We start from the raw sequence: 20,247 nt of genomic DNA, 5'->3' as shown, positions 1-20,247 counted from the left end.
GGTCATGACCGTGGGGCTGGCCGACGGTGAGAAGACCTATTTCGGCGCAATCAACGCGGCTGCGCGGTTCGCCGAGGTTTGCGCCGGTTACCATCTGGCCAATCCCTATCCGGAACAGGGCGCGCCCCTCGACCACGTCATCAACACCCTGATGACAGAGCTTTGGGATCAGGGCTTCAGCCAGACCCAGATCCGCGCGGCCTTCGAGGCGGCCCTGGCCGACATGAACCGCTACGCCGCGGGCGAGGAACACCGCCCCTGATGACAACGGCCAGGGCGCGGTCATTATCCCACGCGCCCCCTTTTCGATCCGAAGCGTGAGTCGCCATGGCCCAGTACCTCGCCCTCCTGTCCCTGCTCGTGCGCGACTATGACGAGGCCCTGGCCTTCTATGTCGGCAAGATGGGCTTCGACCTGGTCGAGGACAGCGAACTGGGCGCGGGCAAGCGCTGGGTGGTGGTCTCGCCGGGACCAGGCGGCTCGCGCTTCCTGCTGGCCAAGGCGGCCGACGAGCGCCAGGTCGCGATGATCGGCGGCCAGGGCGGCGGCCGGGTCTGGCTGTTCCTGCACACCGACGACTTCGACGGCGACCACGCCCGCCTCAGCGCGGCCGGCGTGACGTTCCTCGAGGAACCGCGCCACGAGGCCTATGGCAGCGTGGCGGTGTTCGAGGACCTGTACGGCAACCGCTGGGACCTGCTGCAGCCGCGTGGCGGCAAGGCCTGAGCCCGTGCGCCTCCTGCTGGCCCTCGTCGCGATCGTCTTCTCCTTGGCGACCGGCGCGGCCGGCGCCGCGGAGGCGCCGATCCGCGTGCTCTATCTCGACCAGTCGGTCGGCTGGCGGCATCGGCCGGTGACGCGGTCCGCCGAAGGCCTCGCGCTTTCGGAGGCGGCGATGATCGCCATCGGCAAGGCCAGCGGCGCCTTCGAGACGCAGGTGACGCAGGACGCCCGCGAGATCACGCCGGAACGGCTGAAGGATGTGGACGTGCTGGTGTTCTACACCACCGGCGCCCTGCCGATTTCGCCGCAGGCCTGGGCGGCCGTGCAGCAGCGGTTCGCGGCCGGCAAGCTGGGCTTCGTCGGCCTGCACAGCGCCGCCGACACGGCCTGGGACTATGCGGGGCCGGGGCTCGACTACACGACGATGCTCAACGGCCAGTTCGCCGGCCATCCGTGGACCGAGGACCAGAAGGTCCGGGTCAAGGCGCTGGACAACCATCCGCTGGCCGCGCCGTGGGGCCGCAGCGTCGACCTGGTGGAAGAGATCTACCAATACAAGCGCTTCGACCCGGCCGCCGTGCGGGTGATCCAGAGCCTGGACTACTCGGGCACGCCGCTGAAGCGGCCCTACGCCGTGCCGGTCAGCTGGGTGCGGAGCGTGGGGAGCGGCCGGCTGTTCTTCACCAACCTCGGCCACAACGAAGCGACCTGGGCCGATCCGCGCTTCGCCGAGCAGATCGTGCGGGCGGTGCGATGGACGGCCTGGAAGGCGCGCGGCGACGACACGCCTAACCCGCGCGAGCAGGCGCTGGACCAGGTGCGGGCGCTGTTGACTTATGCCGGCGAAACCGACGTCGAGGTGCGGCTGGCGCGGGTGAAGGACCAGGCCTGGCTGCTGGCGGTCGCGAGCCGGATCGCGGCGCTGCGCGTGGTCTATCCGGGCAAGCCGGAGGCGGATCGGACCAGGTTCGAGGCGGCTTATCAGCCCCTGCTGGCGGAGGTCAGGGCGAAGACGGCTCGCTAGGAACCTCCCCCTGTGGGGGAGGCGATCGCACAGCGACCGGCGGGGGATTGGACGCTGGACTTCCGACTCTTCGAAAGCTGAAAACGTCCCCCCTCCGGCCTTCGGCCACCTCCCCCAGAGGGGGAGGATTTCTAGAATTCCGCCAGCTCTCTTGCATGCGCCGCCACGTCGGCCGGCCATTGCTCCAGGCCAGCCTCGAACCCTTCCCTGTCTCCCGCATAGAGCGCCCGCATCGCGGCCTCGAAGCCCGGCGCGTCACCGGCGGCGGCGCTGGCGAAGCGATAGGCGGCGTCGCGGGCGCGGCGCTGGCGGTCGGGGGCTTCGGCTTCGCGTCGAGCGGCCTCGACCAGCTTGCGCAGGGCCACCGACGCTCCGCCGGGCTGGCTGGCCAGCCAGTCCCAGTGACGGGGCAGCAGGGTGACCTCGCGCGCGACGACGCCGAGCTTGGGGCGGCCGCGGCCGCGCGGGGCCTCGGGTTCCGGCTCGGCGGGCGCCAGGCGGGCGGCGAGGTCTTCGGGCGAACCGCGCAGGTCGAAGTCCACCTGCCGGCCGTCGGGATCGAAGATCAGGATCGGGGCGCTTGGACGCACGTTCACCACCGCCTGGGCGGCCAGGGCGACGGTCAGCTTGTCGCCGGCGGCGAGACGCTTGCCGGATTCGAACACGGCGTAGGTCATCGGACGAGGTCTATCGCGTTCAGGGTTTCGCACCAGTGCTTGCGGCGGTCGGCGAGGCGCAGCGCCCTGCCCTTCGGCTCCAGGCCGCCGTCGTCGATGGTCTCCAGAACCTCGAAGACGAAGCTCGCCTCGCCATGGGCGTTCCAGGCGCCCTGCAGGCGGGCGTTGGGATACGAGCCGAGCCGCAAGCTGAACCAGACGCCGTTCTTGCGCGTGGCGACATTCTCGGTCGCGCCGACGAAGGCCTGGCCGGTGCGCTGGCAGCGCACGGCGTAGACTCCGGGCTCGGGCTTTTCTTCCTTGTAGGCGCGCAGCAGCGCCTTGCGCGGGTTCATGGCCGCCTCCTTGTCGGCGACCTTTTTACCCGGGCAAATTATGAAGTCAATATTACCCGGGTATTTTATCTCGCATCAGCACGCCATACAGCGTTCCAGCCAGGACGGCGCCGACGAACCAGGCGTACTGGTAGATCGTGGTCCAGGGCTGGCCGACCCCGGCGAAGGCGTGCGGGGCCGCCGCGTGCAGGAAGCCCGGCAGATTGGGCGCGACCCCGACGGCGAAGGCGACCAGGGCCGCCGGGTTCCAGCCCGCCTTGTAGGTGTAGGCGCCCGCGCGGTCGTAGAGGGCCGGCACGTCCAGGGCCGTCCGGCGCAGGATCCAGTAGTCGACGATCAGGATGCCGGCGATCGGCCCCAGCAAGGCGCCGTAGCCGGTCAGCCAGACGAAGATGTAGCCGGCGGTGCTCTCCAGCAGCTTCCAGGGCATGATCAGCACCCCGATCCCGGCCGTGATCCAGCCGCCGATGCGATAGGTGATGCGCCGGGGCCAGAGGGCGGCGAAGTCGTAGGCCGGCCCCACCAGGTTGGCGGCGATGTTGCAGGAAACGGTGTCGAGGCTGATGATCACCAGGCCCACCAGCACGGCGATCCCGCCAATGTCGCCCGACAGCGCCACCGGGTCCCAGATCGCCTTGCCGAAGATCAGCACCGTGGCCGAGGTGACCACCACGCTCATGGCCGCCAGCAGCGCCATGGGCCCGGGCAGGCCAAGGGCCTGACCCAGGATCTGGTCCTTCTGGGTGCGGGCGAAGCGGGTGAAGTCTGGGATGTTCAGCGCCAGCGTGGCCCAGTAACCGGTCATCGCCGTCACCGCCGGCCCGAAGTCGCTCCAGAAGCGGCCGGCCTTGGCGCCGCCAGGGTCGTAGGCCGAAGGCTCGTGCAGAATGGGGCCAAGCCCGCCGGCCTTGGACAGCGCCCACCAGACCAGGGCGAGGCAGACGATCACCTTGATCGGCGCGGTCCAGGTCTCGAGCTTGCGGACGGCCTCCAGGCCTTTGGTGACGAAGGCCAGCTGGATCAGCCAGAAGGCCAGGAACGCCAGCAGCTGACCCACCCCAATCCCCAGCAGCGGGATCGGAGGGCCGTCCAGCTTCGTCCCGACCATGACGCCCAGCAGGGTCAGCAGCGCCCCGCCCCCGATCCAGGTCTGGATGCCGTACCAGCCGCAGGCGACGATGGCCCGAGCCAGCGCCGGCAGCCGCGCGCCGCGCCAGCCGAACGAGGCTCTGGCCAGCACCGCGTAGGGCACGCCATGTCTTGCGCCGGCATGGCCGATCAGCAGCATCGGCACGAGCACGATCACATTGCCCAGCAGCACGGCCCACACCGCCTGGCCGGCCGACATCCCCTGTTCCACCAGGCCCGCGGCCAGCATGTAGGCCGGCACGGCGATGACCATGCCCAGCCACAGGGCCGCGAAGTGGCGGGCGCGCCAGGTGCGCTGGTCCGCCGTCGTCGGCGCCAGGTCCTCGTTCCAGAGGTTTCCGCTTTCGTCGCTCATGCGCTCCCCCGAGCCCGCACTCCGGACGCGAGCATGCGCGGCGGCGGTCAGGCCGTCACCTTGGAAAACACCGGCCGCGAAGGGTTTCTAGAAGGCTGCGTAGGCGAAGGTCGCCAGGCCCGCCCCGAACAGCAGCACCAGGGCGACGATGCCGACGCGATCCCACTGGATGCAGGGGCCGGCGTGGCGAAGCTCGGAGCCTTCGGGCTTGTTGACGTCGCACTTTCTGAAGAACACGGGACGCGCGGAAACACGCATGGCGTGGGCCATGGCTCTAACCTCCCTGACGATCAGGCGCCTCTGACGGGCGCGTAGCGGAAGGTTAACACGGCTCGCCCAAAAGGCGAAAAATTCGCTCAATAGGCGAAGCGCAGACTCAGCCCCACGCGGCGCGGCTGGGGCGAGAACGATTGGGGCAGGCGTCCGGCGGTGATGAACAGTGGGGCGTCGGAGTCGAGCAGGTTCTCGACGAACACCCCGACCGAGCGCCGGCCGACCTCGATCGCCATGCGGCCGTCGATCAGGGTCACGCCGCCGAGATCACGGCCAGAACCGGGACTGACGGACTCGAAGGTCGAGCGCGACTCGCCGACATAGGCGGCCGAGCCGTTGAGGATCAGGCTGGCGCCGCCGGCCAGTTCGCGGCGGGTCTCGCCCCACAGGGTGAAAGCCGTGCGCGGCACGGCCGGCAGGTGGTCGCCCTCGCGGCCCAGGCCCGCCATGGCGCCGGTGGTCTGGTCCTGGGTCAGCACCGCCTCGGTGGCGGCGAAGTTGAACCCGACCTTCGAGCCGCCCCGGCTCCAGGTGGCGTCGAACTCGACGCCGTCGATGCGCGCGCGGCCCAGGTTGGTGACGAAGGCGAAGGCGCCGTTCTCGCTGGTCGCTGAATACTGCATGTCGCGCCAGTCGATGCTGTAGACGGCCAGGTTCGCCGACAGCCCCCCCTCCAGCCAGCGGGACTTCAGGCCCAGCTCGCGGTTCCACAGCGTGTCGGAGCCGTAGCCCTGCAGGGCCGACGGCAGGCCCGGCGCAGTGTTTACGCCGCCGGGCCGGAAGCCCTGCGAGACCTGCATGTAGCCCATCAGGCGCGGGGTGAAGCGGCGCGAGGCCACGCCCTTGACGCTCCAGCCGTCCTCCTCGACCCGGTTGCGGAAATTGCCGCCGGAAGTGTCGGAGATGACATTGACCACCAGCACCTCGCCGACGGTCTTCTTGTCGTAGGAGAAGCGGCGGGCGCCGATGGTGATGTCGGAGCGGTCGTCGACGGCCAGGGTCGCCTCGCCGTAAACCGCCACCTGATCGAGGCGAGTGTCGACGATGCGCCGGCCGGTGAAGCCGGCCGCGTCCACCGGCAGGCCGGTGACGGGATCGGCCACGCGCACCTGGCTGTCGATGGTGTCGCTGCGGGTCTCGGAGAACACGCCGACCGTCCATTGCAACGGCCCGTCGCGATCGGAGGTCAGGCGCGCCTCGCGCACGTCGGCGGTCAGGTCGATGGGCTGGTACAGCAGGCCCGGCGTGCGGCTGTCGACGTAGGACGCGTAGCCCCCCATCTGGCCGGCGTCGCAGGCGAGGCCCGAACGCAGGGCCAGCCAGCGGGCGCAGCCGGCGGCGCTGCCGCGCTCGGCCTGCAAGGTGCCAGTGTAGTCGATCTGGCGGGTGTTGTTCCACTGGTAGTGGGCCAGCGAGGCCGAGAAGCGCACGCCCGGCAGCCGGCTCTCCATCGACAGCGCCCCGAACCACACCTCGCTGTCGAAGGGTGTGCGGACGAAGTTCCGTGAGACGTGCGAAGGCTCTCCCGGCGCGCCGGCGCCGGTGTCGTTCAGGCGCGAATCCTGGCCGGCCAGCAGCAGGTCGAAGCGCATCGCGTCGCTGGGCCGCCAGACCGCCGCCAGGCGCCCGCCGACCGTGCGTCCGGCGTTGACGCCTTGCAGGCCCAGGCGGGCGTTGTCGGAGAAGGCCGCCTCGTCGCGGCGATAGGCGGTCAGGCGCACGGCCGCGCGATCGTCGGCGAAGGCCTTGTTGGCGACGACGGTGACCGCGCCGCCGGCCCGTCCGCCGACCACCCCGCCCTCGACCTCCAACCCCATCTGGTCGCGCGACGGGTCGGCGCGGTTGAAGGCCACCTTCATGGCCCCGCCCATGGCGCTGGATCCGTAGAGCGTGCCCTGCGGCCCGCGCAGCACCTCCAGCCGGTCGACATCGACCAGCAGCAGGTCGGGGAACGAGCCGCCGGGATCGGCCGTGGTGCCGCTGGGCCCCGAGACCGGGATGTCGTTGTAATAGAGGGCGGTCGTCGCCTCGCCCGAACCGTAGACGCCGCGCAGGGTCATGCGCATGCGGCCCACGCCCGTGCTGGTCAGCGTCAGGCCCGGCAGGCGCTGGGCGACGCGCTCGAAGGTGACGGCGCCGGTGGCCTTCAGCGCCTCGCCGCTGACCACCCGGATCGACAGCGGCGTGTTCTGCTCGGCGGTGGCGCGGCGCAGGGCGGTGACCATCACCGCATCGACCTCGGCCGAGACCATCGGCGCGGCCCGCGGGGCCGGCGGCGACGGACGCTCGGGCGCGCCGCGCTCGATCAGCAGCCGTCCGCCATGGCGGCGGGCGACCAGGCCCGAGCCGGCAAGAAGGCGCTCAAGGGCCTCGTCTGCCTCCATCCGGCCCCGCACGCGCGGCGCGCGCAGGCCCGTGACCAGGGCCGGATTGAACAGGATCTCGATGTCGGTCTGGGCGGAGAAGGCGGTCAGGGCGCGGGCCATCGGCGTGCCGGCGGCGATGTCGACGCGGCGCGGCGCGGCCGCCGCGACCACGGGGGTCGCGAACGCGGCGAGCGCCAGCCAACCGGCGAGCGCGCAGCGGCGATGACGTGTGTGCAATACCCCCGGGGCTCCAGTACGCGGCAGCGCCCCTTCCTTCACTGCTGCGTTCGCCAAAGCCAGTCCCCTCGTCGCCGTTGACCGGCGATCCGGCCCCCTCGCCCGGGCCAGGGGGACCGTGCGGAAGACTCTGCCTGATAATCTGGCAGGCGGGGCGCCCCGACGGCAAGTGCGAGAGTGTGGGTTGACCGCGCCGTCACGCTGCTGACGAATGATCGCAACAAAAAAGACTCGTTGTGTCGGGGACGACGAATGGCGCTGGCGAATCTTGCCGCTGGAGCGCGTGGAAGCGAGGGCCTGGCCCATGCTTCCCTGCCCTACCAGCAGGCCCTGAAGGCTTTCTTCCGCCGAAGAGTGGAAGGCGGCGAGGTCGACGATCTCGTGCAGGAGGTGCTCCTCCGGCTGCACAACCGCCGTGACGGCGGCGAAGTGGCCAATCTCGGCAGCTTTATTTTCCAGACCGCCACCAACGTGCTGTTGGACCGCCGGCGCCGCGACACCGTCCGCAAACGGCAGGCCCATTGTGAACTGGAGGAGGTTCATCACCCCCTCGACGAACTGTCGCCGGACCGTATCCTGCAAGCCAAGGAGCAGGCCGCTGTCGCCGCGGCCGCCCTCGGTGACCTTCCCTTAAGGACGCGCGCTGCATTCATGCTCGTCCGATTTGAAGGCATGAGTTACAAGGCGGCGGCCGCTCAACTGGGACTCTCCGTCAGCGCGGTCGAAAAACACGTCGCCAAGGCTCTCAAGCACCTGACGAGCCGCCTGCAGGAACACGATGCGCCACACCGTCCCAAACCTGGCTTCTTCCGGTGAACCGGACGCCGCGGAATGGGTCGCGCGCCTGCAGCATCGGCCGAACGATCTTTCCCTGCGGCGTGATTTCGATTCCTGGCTGAAGGCCGATCCGGCCAACAAGGACGCCTACGCCTCAGCCTCGGACGCCTGGGCCCGCCTGGGCGCCCTGACCGACGAGCCCGAGATTGTCGCCGCCCGCGCCCGCCTGAAGGCCGACCTGGCCGCCGACCAGCGCCGTCGCGCCCGTCCGCAGGTGCGCTGGGCCGCGGCCGTCGCCGCCCTGGTCACCGCCGGCGGCTTCGGCACAGCCCTGTGGCTGGCCGCCGCGCCCTCGGACCACGCCCCCGCCGTCGCGCCCGCGCAGACGGCCCAGGCCGTCTACCGCACCGGCGTCGGCGAGCAGAAGATCGTCACCCTGGCCGACGGCTCGATCGCCACCCTGTCGACCGACTCGGTTCTGCGCGTCACCGAATGGGGCGCTCGCCGCGCTCTGACGCTGGATCGCGGCGAGGCCTTCTTCCAGGTCGCCAAGAACCCGCAGCGCCCCTTCGTGGTCACCGCCGACGGGCGCACGGTCACGGCCCTGGGCACGGCCTTCAACGTGCGCATCGACCCGGGCAAGTGGTCGGTCAGCCTGCTGGAAGGCAAGATCCGCGTCGCCGACCCGGTCGCCCACAACAGCGTCGACCTTCTGCCCGGCTCGCGCCTGGAACAGCAGGCCGGCTCGACCTGGGCCGTGGCCGCCGCCGACGTGGCCGCCCTGACCAGCTGGCGCGACGGCAGCGTCACCTTCGACAACCAGCCGCTGGCCGAGATCGTCGGCGAGCTGAACCGCTATTCGGTGCGCAAGATCCGCATCGACTCGCCGCGCGTGGCTTCGACCCCGATGAGCGGCCGCTTCAAGACCGGCGACGTCTCCGGCTTCGTCGACGCGCTCAGCGCCTATGGCGCAGCCAAGGCCAAGACCGGCCAAGGCGGTGAGATCGTCCTGGTTTCGCCGTAAGGCTTGCTTCCCTCTCTCAAAGAGAGAGAGAGGGAATTGTGGTCCCAAGTTGAGGAACCGCCTCCACCCTGCGTCATGAATAAGGACAGCGGCGCCGTTCGCGCCGTTTGCAGGGAGGCTTTTCGTGACTTCGATCCTCAAGACCGCCGCCGCCGGGCTGGTTGGCGTTTCCATGCTGATGGCCGGCAGCGCCATCGCCGCGCCGCTGAACGCCGCGCAAAAGACCCAACTGAAGGCGAACGTCGACGCCTACACCCCGCAGATGAACGAAGCGGCCCTGAAGATCTGGGACTACGCCGAGCTGGGCTACCTGGAGACCAAGAGCTCGAACGTGCTGCAGGAGCAGCTGAAGACCGCCGGCTTCACGGTAAACGCGGGCGTCGCCGACGAGCCGACCGCCTTCGTCGCCAGCTTCAAGCAGGGCAAGGGCCCGGTGATCGCCATCCTGGCCGAGTTCGACGCCCTGCCGGGCCTGTCGCAGGCCGCCGCCCCGACCAAGACCCCACGCCCCGAGACCGACAACGGCCACGGTTGCGGCCACAACCTGTTCGGCGCGGCCTCGGTGGCCGGCGCGGTCGCCCTCAAGGAGTGGATGATCCAGAACAAAGTGCAGGGCGAGATTCGCGTCTACGGCACCCCGGCCGAAGAAGGCGGTTCGGGCAAGGTCTACATGGTGCGTGAAGGCCTGTTCAACGACGTCGACGTGACGCTGCACTGGCACCCGGGCAACGAGAACTCGGCCCGCCAAGGCACCTCGATGGCCAATATCAGCGGCAAGTTCCGCTTCCGCGGCAAGTCCTCGCACGCCTCGGGCGCGCCGTGGGCCGGCCGCTCGGCCCTGGACGGCGTGGAGGTGCTGGACACCGCCGCCAACTTCATGCGCGAGCACATTCCCGACGGCACGCGCATCCACTACGTGATCACCAACGGCGGCAAGGCCCCCAACGTCGTGCCCGACTTCGCCGAGGTCTACTACTACGTCCGCAACAGCGACCCGAAGATCGTGGTCAGCGTCATGGACCGCATCAAGAAGGCGGCCGACGGCGCGGCCATGGCCACCGAGACCACGGTCGAGTTCGAGCAGACCGGCGGCGTCTACAACCTGCTGCCCAACGACGTGCTGGGCAAGGTGATGCATGACAGCCTGACCAGCGTGGGCGGCATCACCTGGACGCCGGAAGAGACCGAGTTCGCCAAGACCCTGGCCAAGAGCCTGAACGGCGGCGGCGGCGACCTGGCCTCGGTGGGCAAGGTCCAGTCCTACGCTCCGGCCGACACCAAGGGCGGCGTCGGCGGCTCGACCGACGTGTCGGACATCTCGTGGGTGACGCCGACCGTGGGCCTGTCGACCGCGACCTTCGTCCCGGGCTCGGCCGGCCACAGCTGGCAGAACGTGGCGGCGGCCGGCTCGACGATCGGCCTCAAGGGCGCGGCCGTCGCGGCCAAGACCCTGTCGATCACCGGCGCCGAGCTGTTCATGAACCCCAAGCTGATCGCCGACGCCAAGACCGAGCTGAACGCCCGCCGCGGCGACGGCTTCCAGTACAAGGCCATGGTCGGCGACCGGAAGCCCCCGCTCGACTACCGCAAGGCCGGCGGCGCGGAGTAATCTAAACCCTCCCCCTGAAGGGGGAGGTGTCGCCGGAGGCGACGGAGGGGGATGTGATTGCGAAGGTCGGGCCGGACCTCGCCATCGGAGCCCTTTCCCCCCTCCGGCCCTACGGGCCACCTCCCCCTTAGGGGGGAGGGTTTGGCTCACAGGAACTTCGGCGCCGGGAAGATCGCCAACGCCGCGACCAGCCAGGCGGCCAGCCCGCCGAGAATGGCCAGGCGGTAGTCGACGCGGTCGACCAGCAGCCACGAGACGCCCAGGAAGACGAGATAGGCCGGAATGGTCTTGGCGCCGGCCAGGCACGCGGTGCGGAAACCGCCCGCCTCGCCCTTGGAGCCGACGGCCAAGAGGGCGATGATCGCGAAGGTCGGGGCCAGCGGCAGGATGCCGGGCAGCACGTCGCCCTTCTTGGACGCCAGCACGATCAGGGCGGTGACGAGACCGCCCAGCAGCCCCTTCCAAAGGACCTCGACAAGCAGCGGCGGCATCAGGCCTGGACGCCCCGCGCCTTCAGCTTGGCCTTCAGCTCGCGGATCGGCCGGGCCAGCAGGAAGCCGAACGACACCGCCCCCTCCTTGGTGTGCACGGCGTGATGGATGCGGTGGGCCTGGATCAGGCGCTTCCAGTAGGCCGACTTGCCCAGCGGCACCTTGAAGCGCTGGTGCACCATGCCGTCGTGAAAGATAAAATAGACCGCGCCATAGGCGGTGATCCCCAGGCCGATCGGCAGCAGCCAGGGATAGCCGTTGGTCCCGAAATAGATGGCGACGATGGCCGGGGCGGCGAAGACCACCGCGAACAGGTCGTTCAGCTCGAAGGCGCCGTGGCGCGGCTCGTGGTGCGAACGGTGCCAGATCCAACCGAAGCCGTGCATGACGTACTTGTGGGTGAACCAGGCGAAGCCTTCCATGAAGGCGAAGGCCGCCAGGAACAGCGCGACCTTGAGACCGAAGGTGACCATCGCTTTTCTAACTCCAGAGCCGGCGACCTGACTGCAACAGGCTTTCGGCTCCCGTCCTTGTTCTAGCGCAAAGTCCTAGCGCTGCGGATCGCGCGACAGGGCCTGGGCCACGAGCAGGCCCGCCGCGCCCACGGCGGCCAGCACGATCCAGGCCTTATACACGGCCGCGATCCCGGCGTCGCGCCAGAGCACGGCCTGATAGGCGTCGATCACCCAGGCGTGGGGCGTCAGCCAGCCCAGGCTCTGCAGCCAAGCGGGCATGAGAAAGCGCGGGGCCATGCTGCCGCCGATCGCCGCCAGCACCAGGATCACGAAGGTCGACAGCATCTGGGCCTGGTCACGCGTGCGGCACAGCGAGACGAGCCCCAGCGCCAGGCCCGCCGAGCAGACGCCGGCCGCAAGCGTGGTGGGCAGCCAGAGGACGAAGTGCTGCAAGGCCTCGACGCCGTAGACGCCTTGCGCCACCACGAAGATCATCACCGCCTGGACGAAGGCCTGGGCGGTCAGGAACAGGAACTTGCCGGTGACCACCGGCCCCATGCCGGCCACGCCCGCCAGCAGGCGGTCGGCGACCCCGGCGCGGCGCTCCTCCATCAGCGACAGCGCCCCCTGCATGGCCGAGAACAGGGCGAACAGGATCATCACCGCGCCGGCGTAGTAGGCGATCACCGCCCCGCCCTTGTGAGCGCCGGCGATGTCCTCGCGGTCGAAAAGGTCGTCCTTCACGGGCTGAGGCTTCTCGCGCAGCTGCGCCGCGGCGGCGTCGATGCGGGCCGACTGCACGGGCGTCAGCTCGCCCAGGGCCGGCGCGACGGAGTCGACCGACCGGCGCAGGGCCGCGTCGGGCGCGGCGGCGGCCAGGGCCTGCTGGGTGCGGGCCTGGGCCAAGGGCGCCGCGACGGCCCGCGAGGGATCGGCGACGATCAGGAATGGCTTGCCAGGCTGGGCGGGATCGGCGCGGATCACCAGGCCCGCGTCGACCTGGCCCGACTTGACGCGCGAGCGCACCGCCGCCGCGTCGGGGGCGGTCTCGGCCCGCAGTTCGGGGCTCTTCAGCAGCGCGGCGGCGACCCGGCGCGAGGCGTCGGTCTTGGCCAGGTCGGCGACCGCCAGCTTGGGCTGAAGATTGTCGCCCGAGGTTCCGGCGAACACCGACGAGAAGATCAGGAACACCAGCGGCGGCAGCAGGAAGGTCATGACCAGGGCCGCGCGGTCGCGCCACAGCTCCAGCGCCATGACCCGCATCATCGCCAGCGACATGGCCAGCCGCCCGCTCATGCGGCCTTCCGCTCGGCGACCAGGCTGAACAGGTTGGCCAGCGACGGCTGGCGCACGCGGATCTCGCGCGGGGTCAGGCCCAGCTGGCGCAACCGCGCATCCAGCCGCCCCGCCGCCCCGTAGCCGCCGCTGTCCAGCCGGGTCCAGACGCCGGGACGGCGGGTGGGCTCCAAGCCTTCGGCGGCGAGGTGGATCTCGCCGGCCATGTCGAGGCCGTCCGCGAGATGGACCAGGATCTCCATCTGGTCGCCGAAGGCCTCGGCCACCAGGGCGCGAGGCTCGCCCTCGAGCACCATCGACCCGTCGCGCAGGAAGCCGACGCGGTCGGCCAGGGCCCCGGCCTGATCGAGGTCGTGGGTGACGATCAGCACCGCCACGCCCAGGCCGCGCAGGTCGCGGATCACCGCGTCGACGGCCTCGCGGGCGTCGATGTCGACCCCCACCGTGGGCTCGTCGAGGATCAGCAGGGTCGGCTGATGGACGATGGCGGCGGCGATGTTGGCGCGACGCTGGAAGCCGCCCGACAGGGTGCGGACCGGCGCATCGGCGCGATCGAGCGTGCGGGTCAGCTCCATGGCCCGGCGCACGGCGGCCGGAACCTTGCCGCGCGGCACGCCGGCCAGGGTCGCGAAGGTCTCGATGTTCTCGCGCACCGACAGGTTGGCGTAGAGGGCGATCTCCTGCGGCACGAGCCCGAGCCCGGCCCGGGCGGCGGGGACGCGCGCCGGGTCGGCGCCGTTCAGCAGCACGCTGCCCGCGTCGGGCCGCAGCCGGCCGCAGATGGCCCGCACCAGGGTGGTCTTGCCCGCTCCGTTGTGGCCCAGCAGCGCGTAGATCTCGCCCGGACGCAGCGACAGGTCGACGCCCTTGAGCACGCGGCGGTCGCCATAGGATCGCACCACGCCTTCAGCCACGAGAATGGGGGCCGCCAGAACAGGCTCTGGATTCACGCCGCCGCCTTGCGCGCGGCGAACAGCCGTCCGGCATAGGCCCCCAGGAGGCCGCCGCCGCCGGCCGCGGCCAAGGCGGCTTCGGCCGCGGCCAGGTGCTCTTCCATGGCCGCGCGGGCGCCGGAGAGGCCCAGGCGCGAGACGGCTGTGGTCATGGCGGCGTCCTTGCCGACATCCTTGCCGGCCGCCTCGGTCGAACCTTCGGCGTCGAGGATGTCGTCGCGGATCTGGAAGGCCAGGCCCACCCGGCGGGCGAACTCGCCCACCTGCTCGACGGCCGCCTCGTCGGCGCCGCCGATCAACGCTCCAACCTGGGCGGCGGCGATGATCAGCACGCCGGTCTTCTCATGGTTCAGGCGGTCGATCTGGCTCATGTCGCGCAACTGGTCGCGGTCGAGCAGGTCGCGGGCCTGGCCAGCCACCAGCCCCATGAAGCCCACGGCCTGCGCGGCGCGGCCGCAGATCTCGGCGCGCAGGTCGCCCGAAAGCCGCTTGTCGTCGGCGATCACGGCATAGGCCTGGTTCAGGAGGCCGACGCCCGCGAGGATGGCCGTGGCCTCGTCGAAGGCGCGGTGGATGGTCGGCAGGCCGCGGCGCAGCCCCGCGTCGTCCATGGCCGGCAGGTCGTCGAGGATCAGCGAGGCGGCGTGGATCATCTCGAAGGCGCAGGCCGCGTCGAGCGCCGCGCCGTCATTGGCGCCGAACGCCTCGGCGGCCAGCAGGGTCAGCATCGGGCGGAAGCGCTTGCCCGGCGCCAGCAGCGAATAGCGCACGGCCTCGACCAGGCGGTCCGGCGCGGCGCCATGCGCCGGCGCCAGCTCGGCCAGGCGGCGGTCGACGCGCGCCCGCAGGCTTTCCACCCGCGTCAGCAGTCCCTGTTGCAAGGCGACCTGATCGTCCATCTCGCGAGTCGAGCTCCCCGCCCCTCCAGGAGCGAGTCATTTGAAGGCGCCCTGTCGCGGCGTCAACCCGAGCGCGCAGCCGGCGGCTCTTGACCCCGGCCGTCGGCGGCGCGTCCATGGCGGCATGTCCAAGCCCCTGCCCTCTCCCGCCGACCACGCCCGCGAGATCCTGGCTCGCCTGGGCGTCACCGGCCTTTCCGCCGACGGCGGGACCGCCGTGCGCACGCCGATCGACGGCTCGACCCTGGCCCATGTCGCCTTCGACGACGCCAGGGCCATCGAGGCCAAGGTCGCGGGCGCCGCCCGCGCTTTCCGCGCCTGGCGCTGCGTTCCGGCCCCGCGCCGGGGCGAGCTGGTCCGCCTGCTTGGCGAGGAGCTGCGCGCGGCCAAGGCCGATCTGTCCGCCCTGGTCACGCTCGAGGCCGGCAAGATCGCCTCCGAAGGCGCCGGCGAGGTGCAGGAGATGATCGACATCTGCGACTTCGCCGTCGGCCTGTCGCGCCAGCTGCACGGCCTCACGATCGCCTCGGAGCGCCCCGGCCACGCCATGCGCGAGACCTGGCACCCGCTGGGGCCTGTCGCCGTCATCAGCGCCTTCAACTTCCCCGTCGCCGTCTGGGCGTGGAACGCGTGCCTCGCCCTAGTCTGCGGCGATCCGGTGATCTGGAAGCCGTCGGAGAAGACGCCGCTGACGGCCCTGGCCGCCCAGGCCCTGCTGGATCGCGCGATCGCCCGCTTCAGCGACGAGGCGCCGGCCGGCCTGTCATCGGTGGTGCTGGGCGGCCGCGACGCCGGCGAGCGCCTGGCGCGCGATCCGCGCATCCCGCTGGTCAGCGCCACCGGCTCGACCCGAATGGGCAAGGCCCTGGCGCCCGTCGTCGCCGAACGCTTCGGCCGGTCGATCCTGGAGCTGGGCGGCAACAACGCCATGATCGTCACCCCCACCGCCGACCTGTCGCTGGCCTTGCGCGCCATCGTGTTCTCGGCCGCCGGCACCGCCGGCCAGCGCTGCACGTCCCTGCGCCGGCTGATCGTGCACGAGAGCCTGGTCGACAAGGTCGCCGACGCGGTCGAGGCCGCCTTCGCGCGCCTGCCGGCCGGCGATCCGCGCCAGGACGGCGTGTTGCTGGGCCCGCTGGTCGACAGGGCGGCTTACGAGACCTTCGTCCACGCTCTGGACCAGGCCCGGGCCGACGGCGCGGTGGTCACCGGCGGCGAGCGGCTGAACGAGGCGCAGGCGCCCGAGGCGTTCTACGTCCGCCCCGCCCTGGCCCGCCTGCCCGCGCCGACCGCCGGCATGGCCCGCGAGACCTTCGCGCCGCTGCTCCATGTCGTGCCCTATGCCGAGTTCGACGACGCGGTGGCGATGCAGAACGACGTCCCCCAGGGCCTGTCGTCCTGCGTGATGACCAACGACGTCCGCGAGGCCGAGGCGTTCATGGGTCCCTGGGGCAGCGACTGCGGCATAGCCAACGTCAATATCGGCCCGTCGGGGGCCGAGATCGGCGGGGCGTTCGGCGGCGAGAAGGAAACCGGCGGCGGGCGTGAAAGCGGCTCGGACGCCTGGAAGCAGTACATGCGCCGCCAGACCGCCACCGTGAACTATTCCGGCGCCCTGCCGCTTGCCCAGGGCGTGCGGTTCGACCTGTAGGACAAGCTGAGCCATGTAAACTTTTTGCGAGAGTGAAGAAAATCACACCCTGAAATTGCATCCACTCATAGCGTGCGCTCCGCTCATTCCCGAGCCGGAGGCAAACGTCATGTCGGCCTATCCCATCGCCATCTACGGCAACGGCCTGTTTCAGGACGGCTATCCCACCCCGCCCGTGCCCTACACGACGCAGGCGCAGCAGCTGAACCAGGGGATCACCACCGTGATCCTGTGGTCGATCCACATCCATGACGGCGGCGACCTTTATCTGAACGACACGCTGTTCGTCAGCAAAGGCCAGATCAAGTACGCTACCGACGGCTCGAGCGGCGTCAATCCCGACTATCCGGCCCTGGTGAAGCAGCTGATGAGCGGCGGCAGCGTGCGCGACCTGATCGTCTCGGTCGGCGCCTGGGGCACCACCAGCGACTTCACCGCCTGGCTCGGCGCGCGCGACCAGGTGAAGACGAACCTCGCCGTCCTGCAATCGACCTTCGGGATCACCGGCGTGGATTTCGACTACGAGGGCGTCTATGGCGACGAAACCCAGAAGATGATCGTCACCCTGACGCTGGATGTCGGCTCGCTGGGCCTCTACGCCACCTACTGCCCCTACATGCAGTCGAGCTTCTGGACCGGTTGCCTGGCCGACGTCTACGCCCAGAACAACAGCCGGCAGATCGTCAAGTGGATGAACCTGCAATGCTACGCCGGCGGGGCCGGCAACGACCCGACCCAGTGGGCCAAGGCCGTGCAGCAGACGCCCAACACCGGCGTCGCCAATCCCTACGCCTTCATCGTGCCCGGCTATGCCGTCGAGGGCGCGCAGGGCGGCGATCCCTCCTACATCCAGCAGATGTTCTCGCAACTGGCCGGCTCGGGGATCACCGGCGGCTTCCTGTGGAACAGCAGCGGCATCTTCTCGACCGAGCCCACCGGCGGCCCGACGCCGGCCGACTATGCCGCCGCGATCAACGCGGGCCTCGGCGCCTCGGCCTCGGCGCGTGAGGCGGTCGACGCCTGACATCCGCATGGGCGCCCTGCCCCCGCTCCGGCTGGTCCGTGAGCGGGGGGCTTTATGGGTCGCATCCCTGGACGCATCACCCTAGGGTAACTCCACCCAAACGGTGATGAGGTGAGCGTGCAGACTGTCGAGATCGTCCTGGCCCTTCTGGCCGCCGTCGTATTGAGCGGCGCGGCCGCCCGGTTCCTTCCCCTCGCCGTCCCCGCACCCCTGGTGCAGATCGGCCTGGGCGCCATGATCGCGATGGTCACCAAGACGCCGGTCTCGCTCGACCCGCACCTCTTCTTCCTGCTGTTCCTGCCGCCGCTGCTGTTCCTCGACGGCTGGCGCATTCCCAAGGACGAGTTCTTCAAGGACTTGCCGATCATCCTCGAGCTGGCCCTGGGGCTGGTGGTGCTGACCGTGGTCGGGGTCGGCTTCCTGATCCACTGGATGATCCCGCCCATGCCGCTGGCCGTGGCCTTCGCCCTGGCCGCGGTGATCTCGCCCACCGACCCGATCGCGGTGTCGGCCATCGCCCAGCGGGTGCCGATCCCCAAGCGCCTGATGCACATCCTCGAGGGCGAGTCGCTGCTGAACGACGCCTCGGGCCTGGTCTGCCTGCGCTTCGCCATCGCCGCAGCCCTGACCGGCAGCTTCGTGCTGCACGAGGCGGTGCTGAACTTCGCCTGGGTGGCCCTGGCGGGCGTGGCCATCGGCGTGGTCACCACCCTGGTCGTCACCACCCTGAACGCCTGGCTGACCCGCGCCGGCGCCGAGGACGCCGGTCCCCAGACCCTGGTCAGCCTGCTCATCCCCTTCGCCGCCTACCTGCTGGCCGAAAAGGTCCACGCCTCGGGCATCCTGGCCGCCGTCGCGGCCGGCGTGGCCATGAGCTTCTCGGAAGTGGCCCGCCAGACCGTGGCGGCCACGCGCGTTCGCCGCAACATGGTCTGGGACACCCTGCAGTTCACCGCCAACGGCGTGATCTTCGTGCTGCTGGGCGAACAGCTGCCGTCGATCCTGGCCGGAGCGGTCGAGACCGTCCGCACCACCGGCCATCACGAGCCCTGGTGGCTGGCGATCTATGTCGTGGTCATCACGCTCAGCCTGGGCGTGCTGCGCTTCGCCTGGGTGTGGGGCTCGCTGAAGCTGACCCTGCTGCGGGCCCGTCGCCGGGGCGAGGACCGCGCCAGCCCGGACTGGAAGATCATCACCGCCACGGCCTGCGCGGGCGCGCGGGGCGCCATCACCCTGGCCGGCGTGCTGACCCTGCCGCTGGTCACCGCCGCGGGCGAGGCGTTCCCTGCCCGGGACCTCGCCATCTTCCTGGCGGCCGGCGTGATCGTGCTGTCGCTGCTGATCTCCAGCGTCGCCCTGCCGCTGCTGATGAAGAACCTGCAACTGCCGCCCGAGACGGCCGGCCTGGAAGATGCCGAGCGCGCCAGGGCGACCCTGGCGATCGCCGCCGTCCAGGCGATCGAGCACATGCAGTCGTCTTCGCCCCACGCCGCCGACGCCGACTTCCAGACGGCCTCGGCCCGGGTGGTCGACATCTATCGCGACCGCCTGGACGGCCTGACCCAGACCGGCGAGGTGGCGCTGGCCGCCCGGCGCGGCCGGGGCTTCGAAAAGGAGGTTCGGCTGGTCGCCGTTCAGGCCGAACGCCAGGCCCTGCACACGCTGCTTCGCCAACGGGCCGTGGACGGCGCCATCCAGTCCAAGCTGACCCGCGAACTCGACCTGGCCGAGGCGCGCCTGCGGATCTGACGCTCAGAGCGTCAGCACGACGTCGATGATCGCCCCGGCGCCAGGGGTGAACGGCGTCCACGTCTTGCTGATCGCATTCCCGGCCTTGTCGACCCCGCTGAGCGAGACGGTGTAGGTTTTGCCCAGGGCCAGGCTATGACCGCCATAGGACGGGAAGCGCACCTTGTTGGCGACGAAATCCGTCACCCACTCCGGCGGCGGCTTCACGCCGCTGATCATCCCAACCAGCACGGTCTGCTGGCCGTCATCCACCAGCACCTGCACCGGGCCGACGGCCTCGCGCCGCTGCAGAGTGACGCTGAGCCAGGCCTCGGTCTTGGCCGGCTTAGGCGCTGGGCCGTCGCCGGAGCCAATCTGCCGGAAGCCGAGGCCCTTGAGGATGTTGTTCACCCCCGCGCTGCCGCCCGCCAGCACCAGGGCCGTGACGAAGGTTCCGACCAAACCCAGCTCGGGCTTGCCGACCGAGGTCCCGTAGATCGCGGTGTAGAGCGCGCCGATGATGTCGAACTTCAGTCCAGTGGCGATCGACCAGCCGAAGGCGATGGCGATCGGCGTGCGCCAGCTCTTGCCGCTGAACCGGTTTTGGAAGACCCGCCAGTTGAAGATCACGGCCAGGGCCGACTCAAGGACCACGGCGATGGCCAACGCGCCGAACAGGATGCGGAACACCGTGTCGTACTGCAGCTGTGCCATGCCGCTCTCGGCGGGATCTCCCGCGACGTTCTTGGTCCCCTGGTCAGGGTCGGGTTTCTGAGGCGGCGGCTTGTTCTGCTCGCCCGGGGGCGGCGCCGGTTGCTCCGCCGGCTGATCGCCGGCCTGCGCCCAGGCAATAACGCCAGGCCCGACGAGGCTCAGAGCCCCGGCCAGGCAAATAGCCGCAATAAAGCGACCCGCTCGATTGATCATTGCTTCCCCCCCGGGTCGCATCAGCCCGCCCAGCGTGAGCCGGAAAGCTACACAACCATAAGAATGCAAACCGATCAATCTCCCCCTTTGGAGGAGCGGGCTTCAGAGCGGAATGTTGTCGTGCTTCTTTGCGGGGTTGGTCAGGACCTTGCCCTTGAGCGAATGCAGGGCGCGGACGATGCGCTTGCGGGTGCCGTGGGGCATGATGACGTCGTCGACATAGCCGCGTGAGGCGGCCACGAACGGGTTGGCGAAGCGGTCCTTGTATTCGGCC

The 20,247-nt window shown here is 70.2% G+C and carries 21 protein-coding genes; 9 read left to right on the top strand and 12 right to left on the bottom strand.

The features are described 5' to 3' along the window. The first annotated feature begins 4 nt into the window (after positions 1-4). The 3 genes from SGCZBJ_RS08345 to SGCZBJ_RS08335 all read left to right on the top strand — a co-directional run bounded on the left by SGCZBJ_RS08345 (position 5) and on the right by SGCZBJ_RS08335 (position 1,747). Positions 5-262, top strand: a complete 258-nt coding sequence (locus SGCZBJ_RS08345; protein ID WP_101717548.1) for a hypothetical protein — start codon at positions 5-7, stop codon at positions 260-262. 65 nt (positions 263-327) lie between these two features. Further along, positions 328-726, top strand: coding sequence for a VOC family protein (locus SGCZBJ_RS08340; protein WP_101717547.1), 399 nt, complete (start codon positions 328-330; stop codon positions 724-726). 4 nt (positions 727-730) lie between these two features. Next, positions 731-1,747, top strand: a complete 1,017-nt coding sequence (locus tag SGCZBJ_RS08335) for a ThuA domain-containing protein (protein WP_101717546.1) — start codon at positions 731-733, stop codon at positions 1,745-1,747. A gap of 131 nt (positions 1,748-1,878) precedes the next feature. On the opposite strand, the gene SGCZBJ_RS08330 is transcribed toward SGCZBJ_RS08335, so the two are convergent. From SGCZBJ_RS08330 to SGCZBJ_RS08310, 5 genes are all read right to left on the bottom strand, one after another. After that, the gene (locus tag SGCZBJ_RS08330; protein WP_101717545.1) at positions 1,879-2,424 is read right to left on the bottom strand and encodes a DUF2239 family protein; all 546 of its coding nucleotides are present in this window, start codon (positions 2,422-2,424) and stop codon (positions 1,879-1,881) included. Further along, on the bottom strand, positions 2,421-2,759 hold the full coding sequence (locus tag SGCZBJ_RS08325) for a GIY-YIG nuclease family protein (protein WP_101717544.1): 339 nt from the start codon (positions 2,757-2,759) through the stop codon (positions 2,421-2,423). Before SGCZBJ_RS08325 ends, SGCZBJ_RS08330 begins: the two co-directional genes overlap by 4 nt. A 52-nt stretch (positions 2,760-2,811) precedes the next feature. Beyond that, on the bottom strand, positions 2,812-4,263 hold the full coding sequence (locus tag SGCZBJ_RS08320) for an NCS1 family nucleobase:cation symporter-1 (protein WP_101717543.1): 1,452 nt from the start codon (positions 4,261-4,263) through the stop codon (positions 2,812-2,814). An 87-nt stretch (positions 4,264-4,350) separates the two neighbouring features. Then, positions 4,351-4,533 (bottom strand): hypothetical protein, encoded by a 183-nt coding sequence (locus SGCZBJ_RS08315; protein WP_101717542.1) that lies wholly within the window; start codon positions 4,531-4,533, stop codon positions 4,351-4,353. Between the two features lie 86 nt (positions 4,534-4,619). Then, positions 4,620-7,139 (bottom strand): TonB-dependent receptor, encoded by a 2,520-nt coding sequence (locus SGCZBJ_RS08310; RefSeq protein WP_165799280.1) that lies wholly within the window; start codon positions 7,137-7,139, stop codon positions 4,620-4,622. Between the two features lie 252 nt (positions 7,140-7,391). Here SGCZBJ_RS08310 and SGCZBJ_RS08305 point away from each other — a divergent pair, with 252 nt between their 5' ends. From SGCZBJ_RS08305 to SGCZBJ_RS08295, 3 genes are all read left to right on the top strand, one after another. Beyond that, the gene (locus tag SGCZBJ_RS08305) at positions 7,392-7,955 is read left to right on the top strand and encodes an RNA polymerase sigma factor (protein ID WP_101717540.1); all 564 of its coding nucleotides are present in this window, start codon (positions 7,392-7,394) and stop codon (positions 7,953-7,955) included. Further along, positions 7,918-8,940 (top strand): FecR family protein, encoded by a 1,023-nt coding sequence (locus SGCZBJ_RS08300; RefSeq protein ID WP_101717539.1) that lies wholly within the window; start codon positions 7,918-7,920, stop codon positions 8,938-8,940. Before SGCZBJ_RS08305 ends, SGCZBJ_RS08300 begins: the two co-directional genes overlap by 38 nt. A 124-nt stretch (positions 8,941-9,064) precedes the next feature. After that, entirely contained in the window at positions 9,065-10,549 is a 1,485-nt protein-coding gene (locus SGCZBJ_RS08295) for an amidohydrolase (protein WP_338065446.1), read from the top strand. A gap of 146 nt (positions 10,550-10,695) precedes the next feature. On the opposite strand, the gene SGCZBJ_RS08290 is transcribed toward SGCZBJ_RS08295, so the two are convergent. The 5 genes from SGCZBJ_RS08290 to SGCZBJ_RS08270 all read right to left on the bottom strand — a co-directional run bounded on the left by SGCZBJ_RS08290 (position 10,696) and on the right by SGCZBJ_RS08270 (position 14,643). Beyond that, positions 10,696-11,040: a GlpM family protein gene (locus SGCZBJ_RS08290; RefSeq protein ID WP_101717538.1), complete on the bottom strand. Its 345-nt coding sequence runs from the start codon at positions 11,038-11,040 to the stop codon at positions 10,696-10,698. Further along, entirely contained in the window at positions 11,040-11,513 is a 474-nt protein-coding gene (locus tag SGCZBJ_RS08285; RefSeq protein WP_101717537.1) for a sterol desaturase family protein, read from the bottom strand. The genes SGCZBJ_RS08290 and SGCZBJ_RS08285 overlap by 1 nt, the downstream gene beginning before the upstream one ends. A gap of 75 nt (positions 11,514-11,588) precedes the next feature. Then, entirely contained in the window at positions 11,589-12,791 is a 1,203-nt protein-coding gene (locus SGCZBJ_RS08280; RefSeq protein ID WP_101717536.1) for an ABC transporter permease, read from the bottom strand. Further along, positions 12,788-13,741 (bottom strand): ABC transporter ATP-binding protein, encoded by a 954-nt coding sequence (locus SGCZBJ_RS08275; RefSeq protein ID WP_101717535.1) that lies wholly within the window; start codon positions 13,739-13,741, stop codon positions 12,788-12,790. The genes SGCZBJ_RS08280 and SGCZBJ_RS08275 overlap by 4 nt, the downstream gene beginning before the upstream one ends. Beyond that, positions 13,738-14,643, bottom strand: a complete 906-nt coding sequence (locus SGCZBJ_RS08270; RefSeq protein ID WP_101717534.1) for a polyprenyl synthetase family protein — start codon at positions 14,641-14,643, stop codon at positions 13,738-13,740. The genes SGCZBJ_RS08275 and SGCZBJ_RS08270 overlap by 4 nt, the downstream gene beginning before the upstream one ends. A gap of 124 nt (positions 14,644-14,767) precedes the next feature. On the opposite strand from SGCZBJ_RS08270, the gene amaB reads away from it, so the two are divergent. The 3 genes from amaB (at position 14,768) to SGCZBJ_RS08255 (ending at position 19,067) form a co-directional block, all read left to right on the top strand. Next, complete coding sequence (gene amaB, locus SGCZBJ_RS08265) at positions 14,768-16,294, top strand: L-piperidine-6-carboxylate dehydrogenase (RefSeq protein WP_101717533.1); 1,527 nt, start codon at positions 14,768-14,770, stop codon at positions 16,292-16,294. Positions 16,295-16,403: 109 nt separating this feature from the next. Further along, the gene (locus SGCZBJ_RS08260; protein ID WP_101717532.1) at positions 16,404-17,318 is read left to right on the top strand and encodes a hypothetical protein; all 915 of its coding nucleotides are present in this window, start codon (positions 16,404-16,406) and stop codon (positions 17,316-17,318) included. A gap of 117 nt (positions 17,319-17,435) precedes the next feature. Further along, positions 17,436-19,067 (top strand): Na+/H+ antiporter, encoded by a 1,632-nt coding sequence (locus SGCZBJ_RS08255; protein WP_101717674.1) that lies wholly within the window; start codon positions 17,436-17,438, stop codon positions 19,065-19,067. 3 nt (positions 19,068-19,070) lie between these two features. Here SGCZBJ_RS08255 and SGCZBJ_RS08250 read toward each other — a convergent pair whose 3' ends face one another. Next, the gene (locus tag SGCZBJ_RS08250) at positions 19,071-19,760 is read right to left on the bottom strand and encodes a hypothetical protein (protein ID WP_101717531.1); all 690 of its coding nucleotides are present in this window, start codon (positions 19,758-19,760) and stop codon (positions 19,071-19,073) included. 315 nt (positions 19,761-20,075) lie between these two features. Continuing rightward, positions 20,076-20,247 (bottom strand): carboxyl transferase domain-containing protein (locus tag SGCZBJ_RS08245; RefSeq protein ID WP_276308942.1); only part of this gene is annotated, 172 nt, incomplete at its 5' end.

Source organism: Caulobacter zeae (assembly GCF_002858925.1).
Lineage (GTDB): Bacteria > Pseudomonadota > Alphaproteobacteria > Caulobacterales > Caulobacteraceae > Caulobacter > Caulobacter zeae.
The sequence above is the reverse complement of the archived record's forward strand: the minus strand, read 5'-3'. Positions and strand labels throughout refer to the sequence as shown.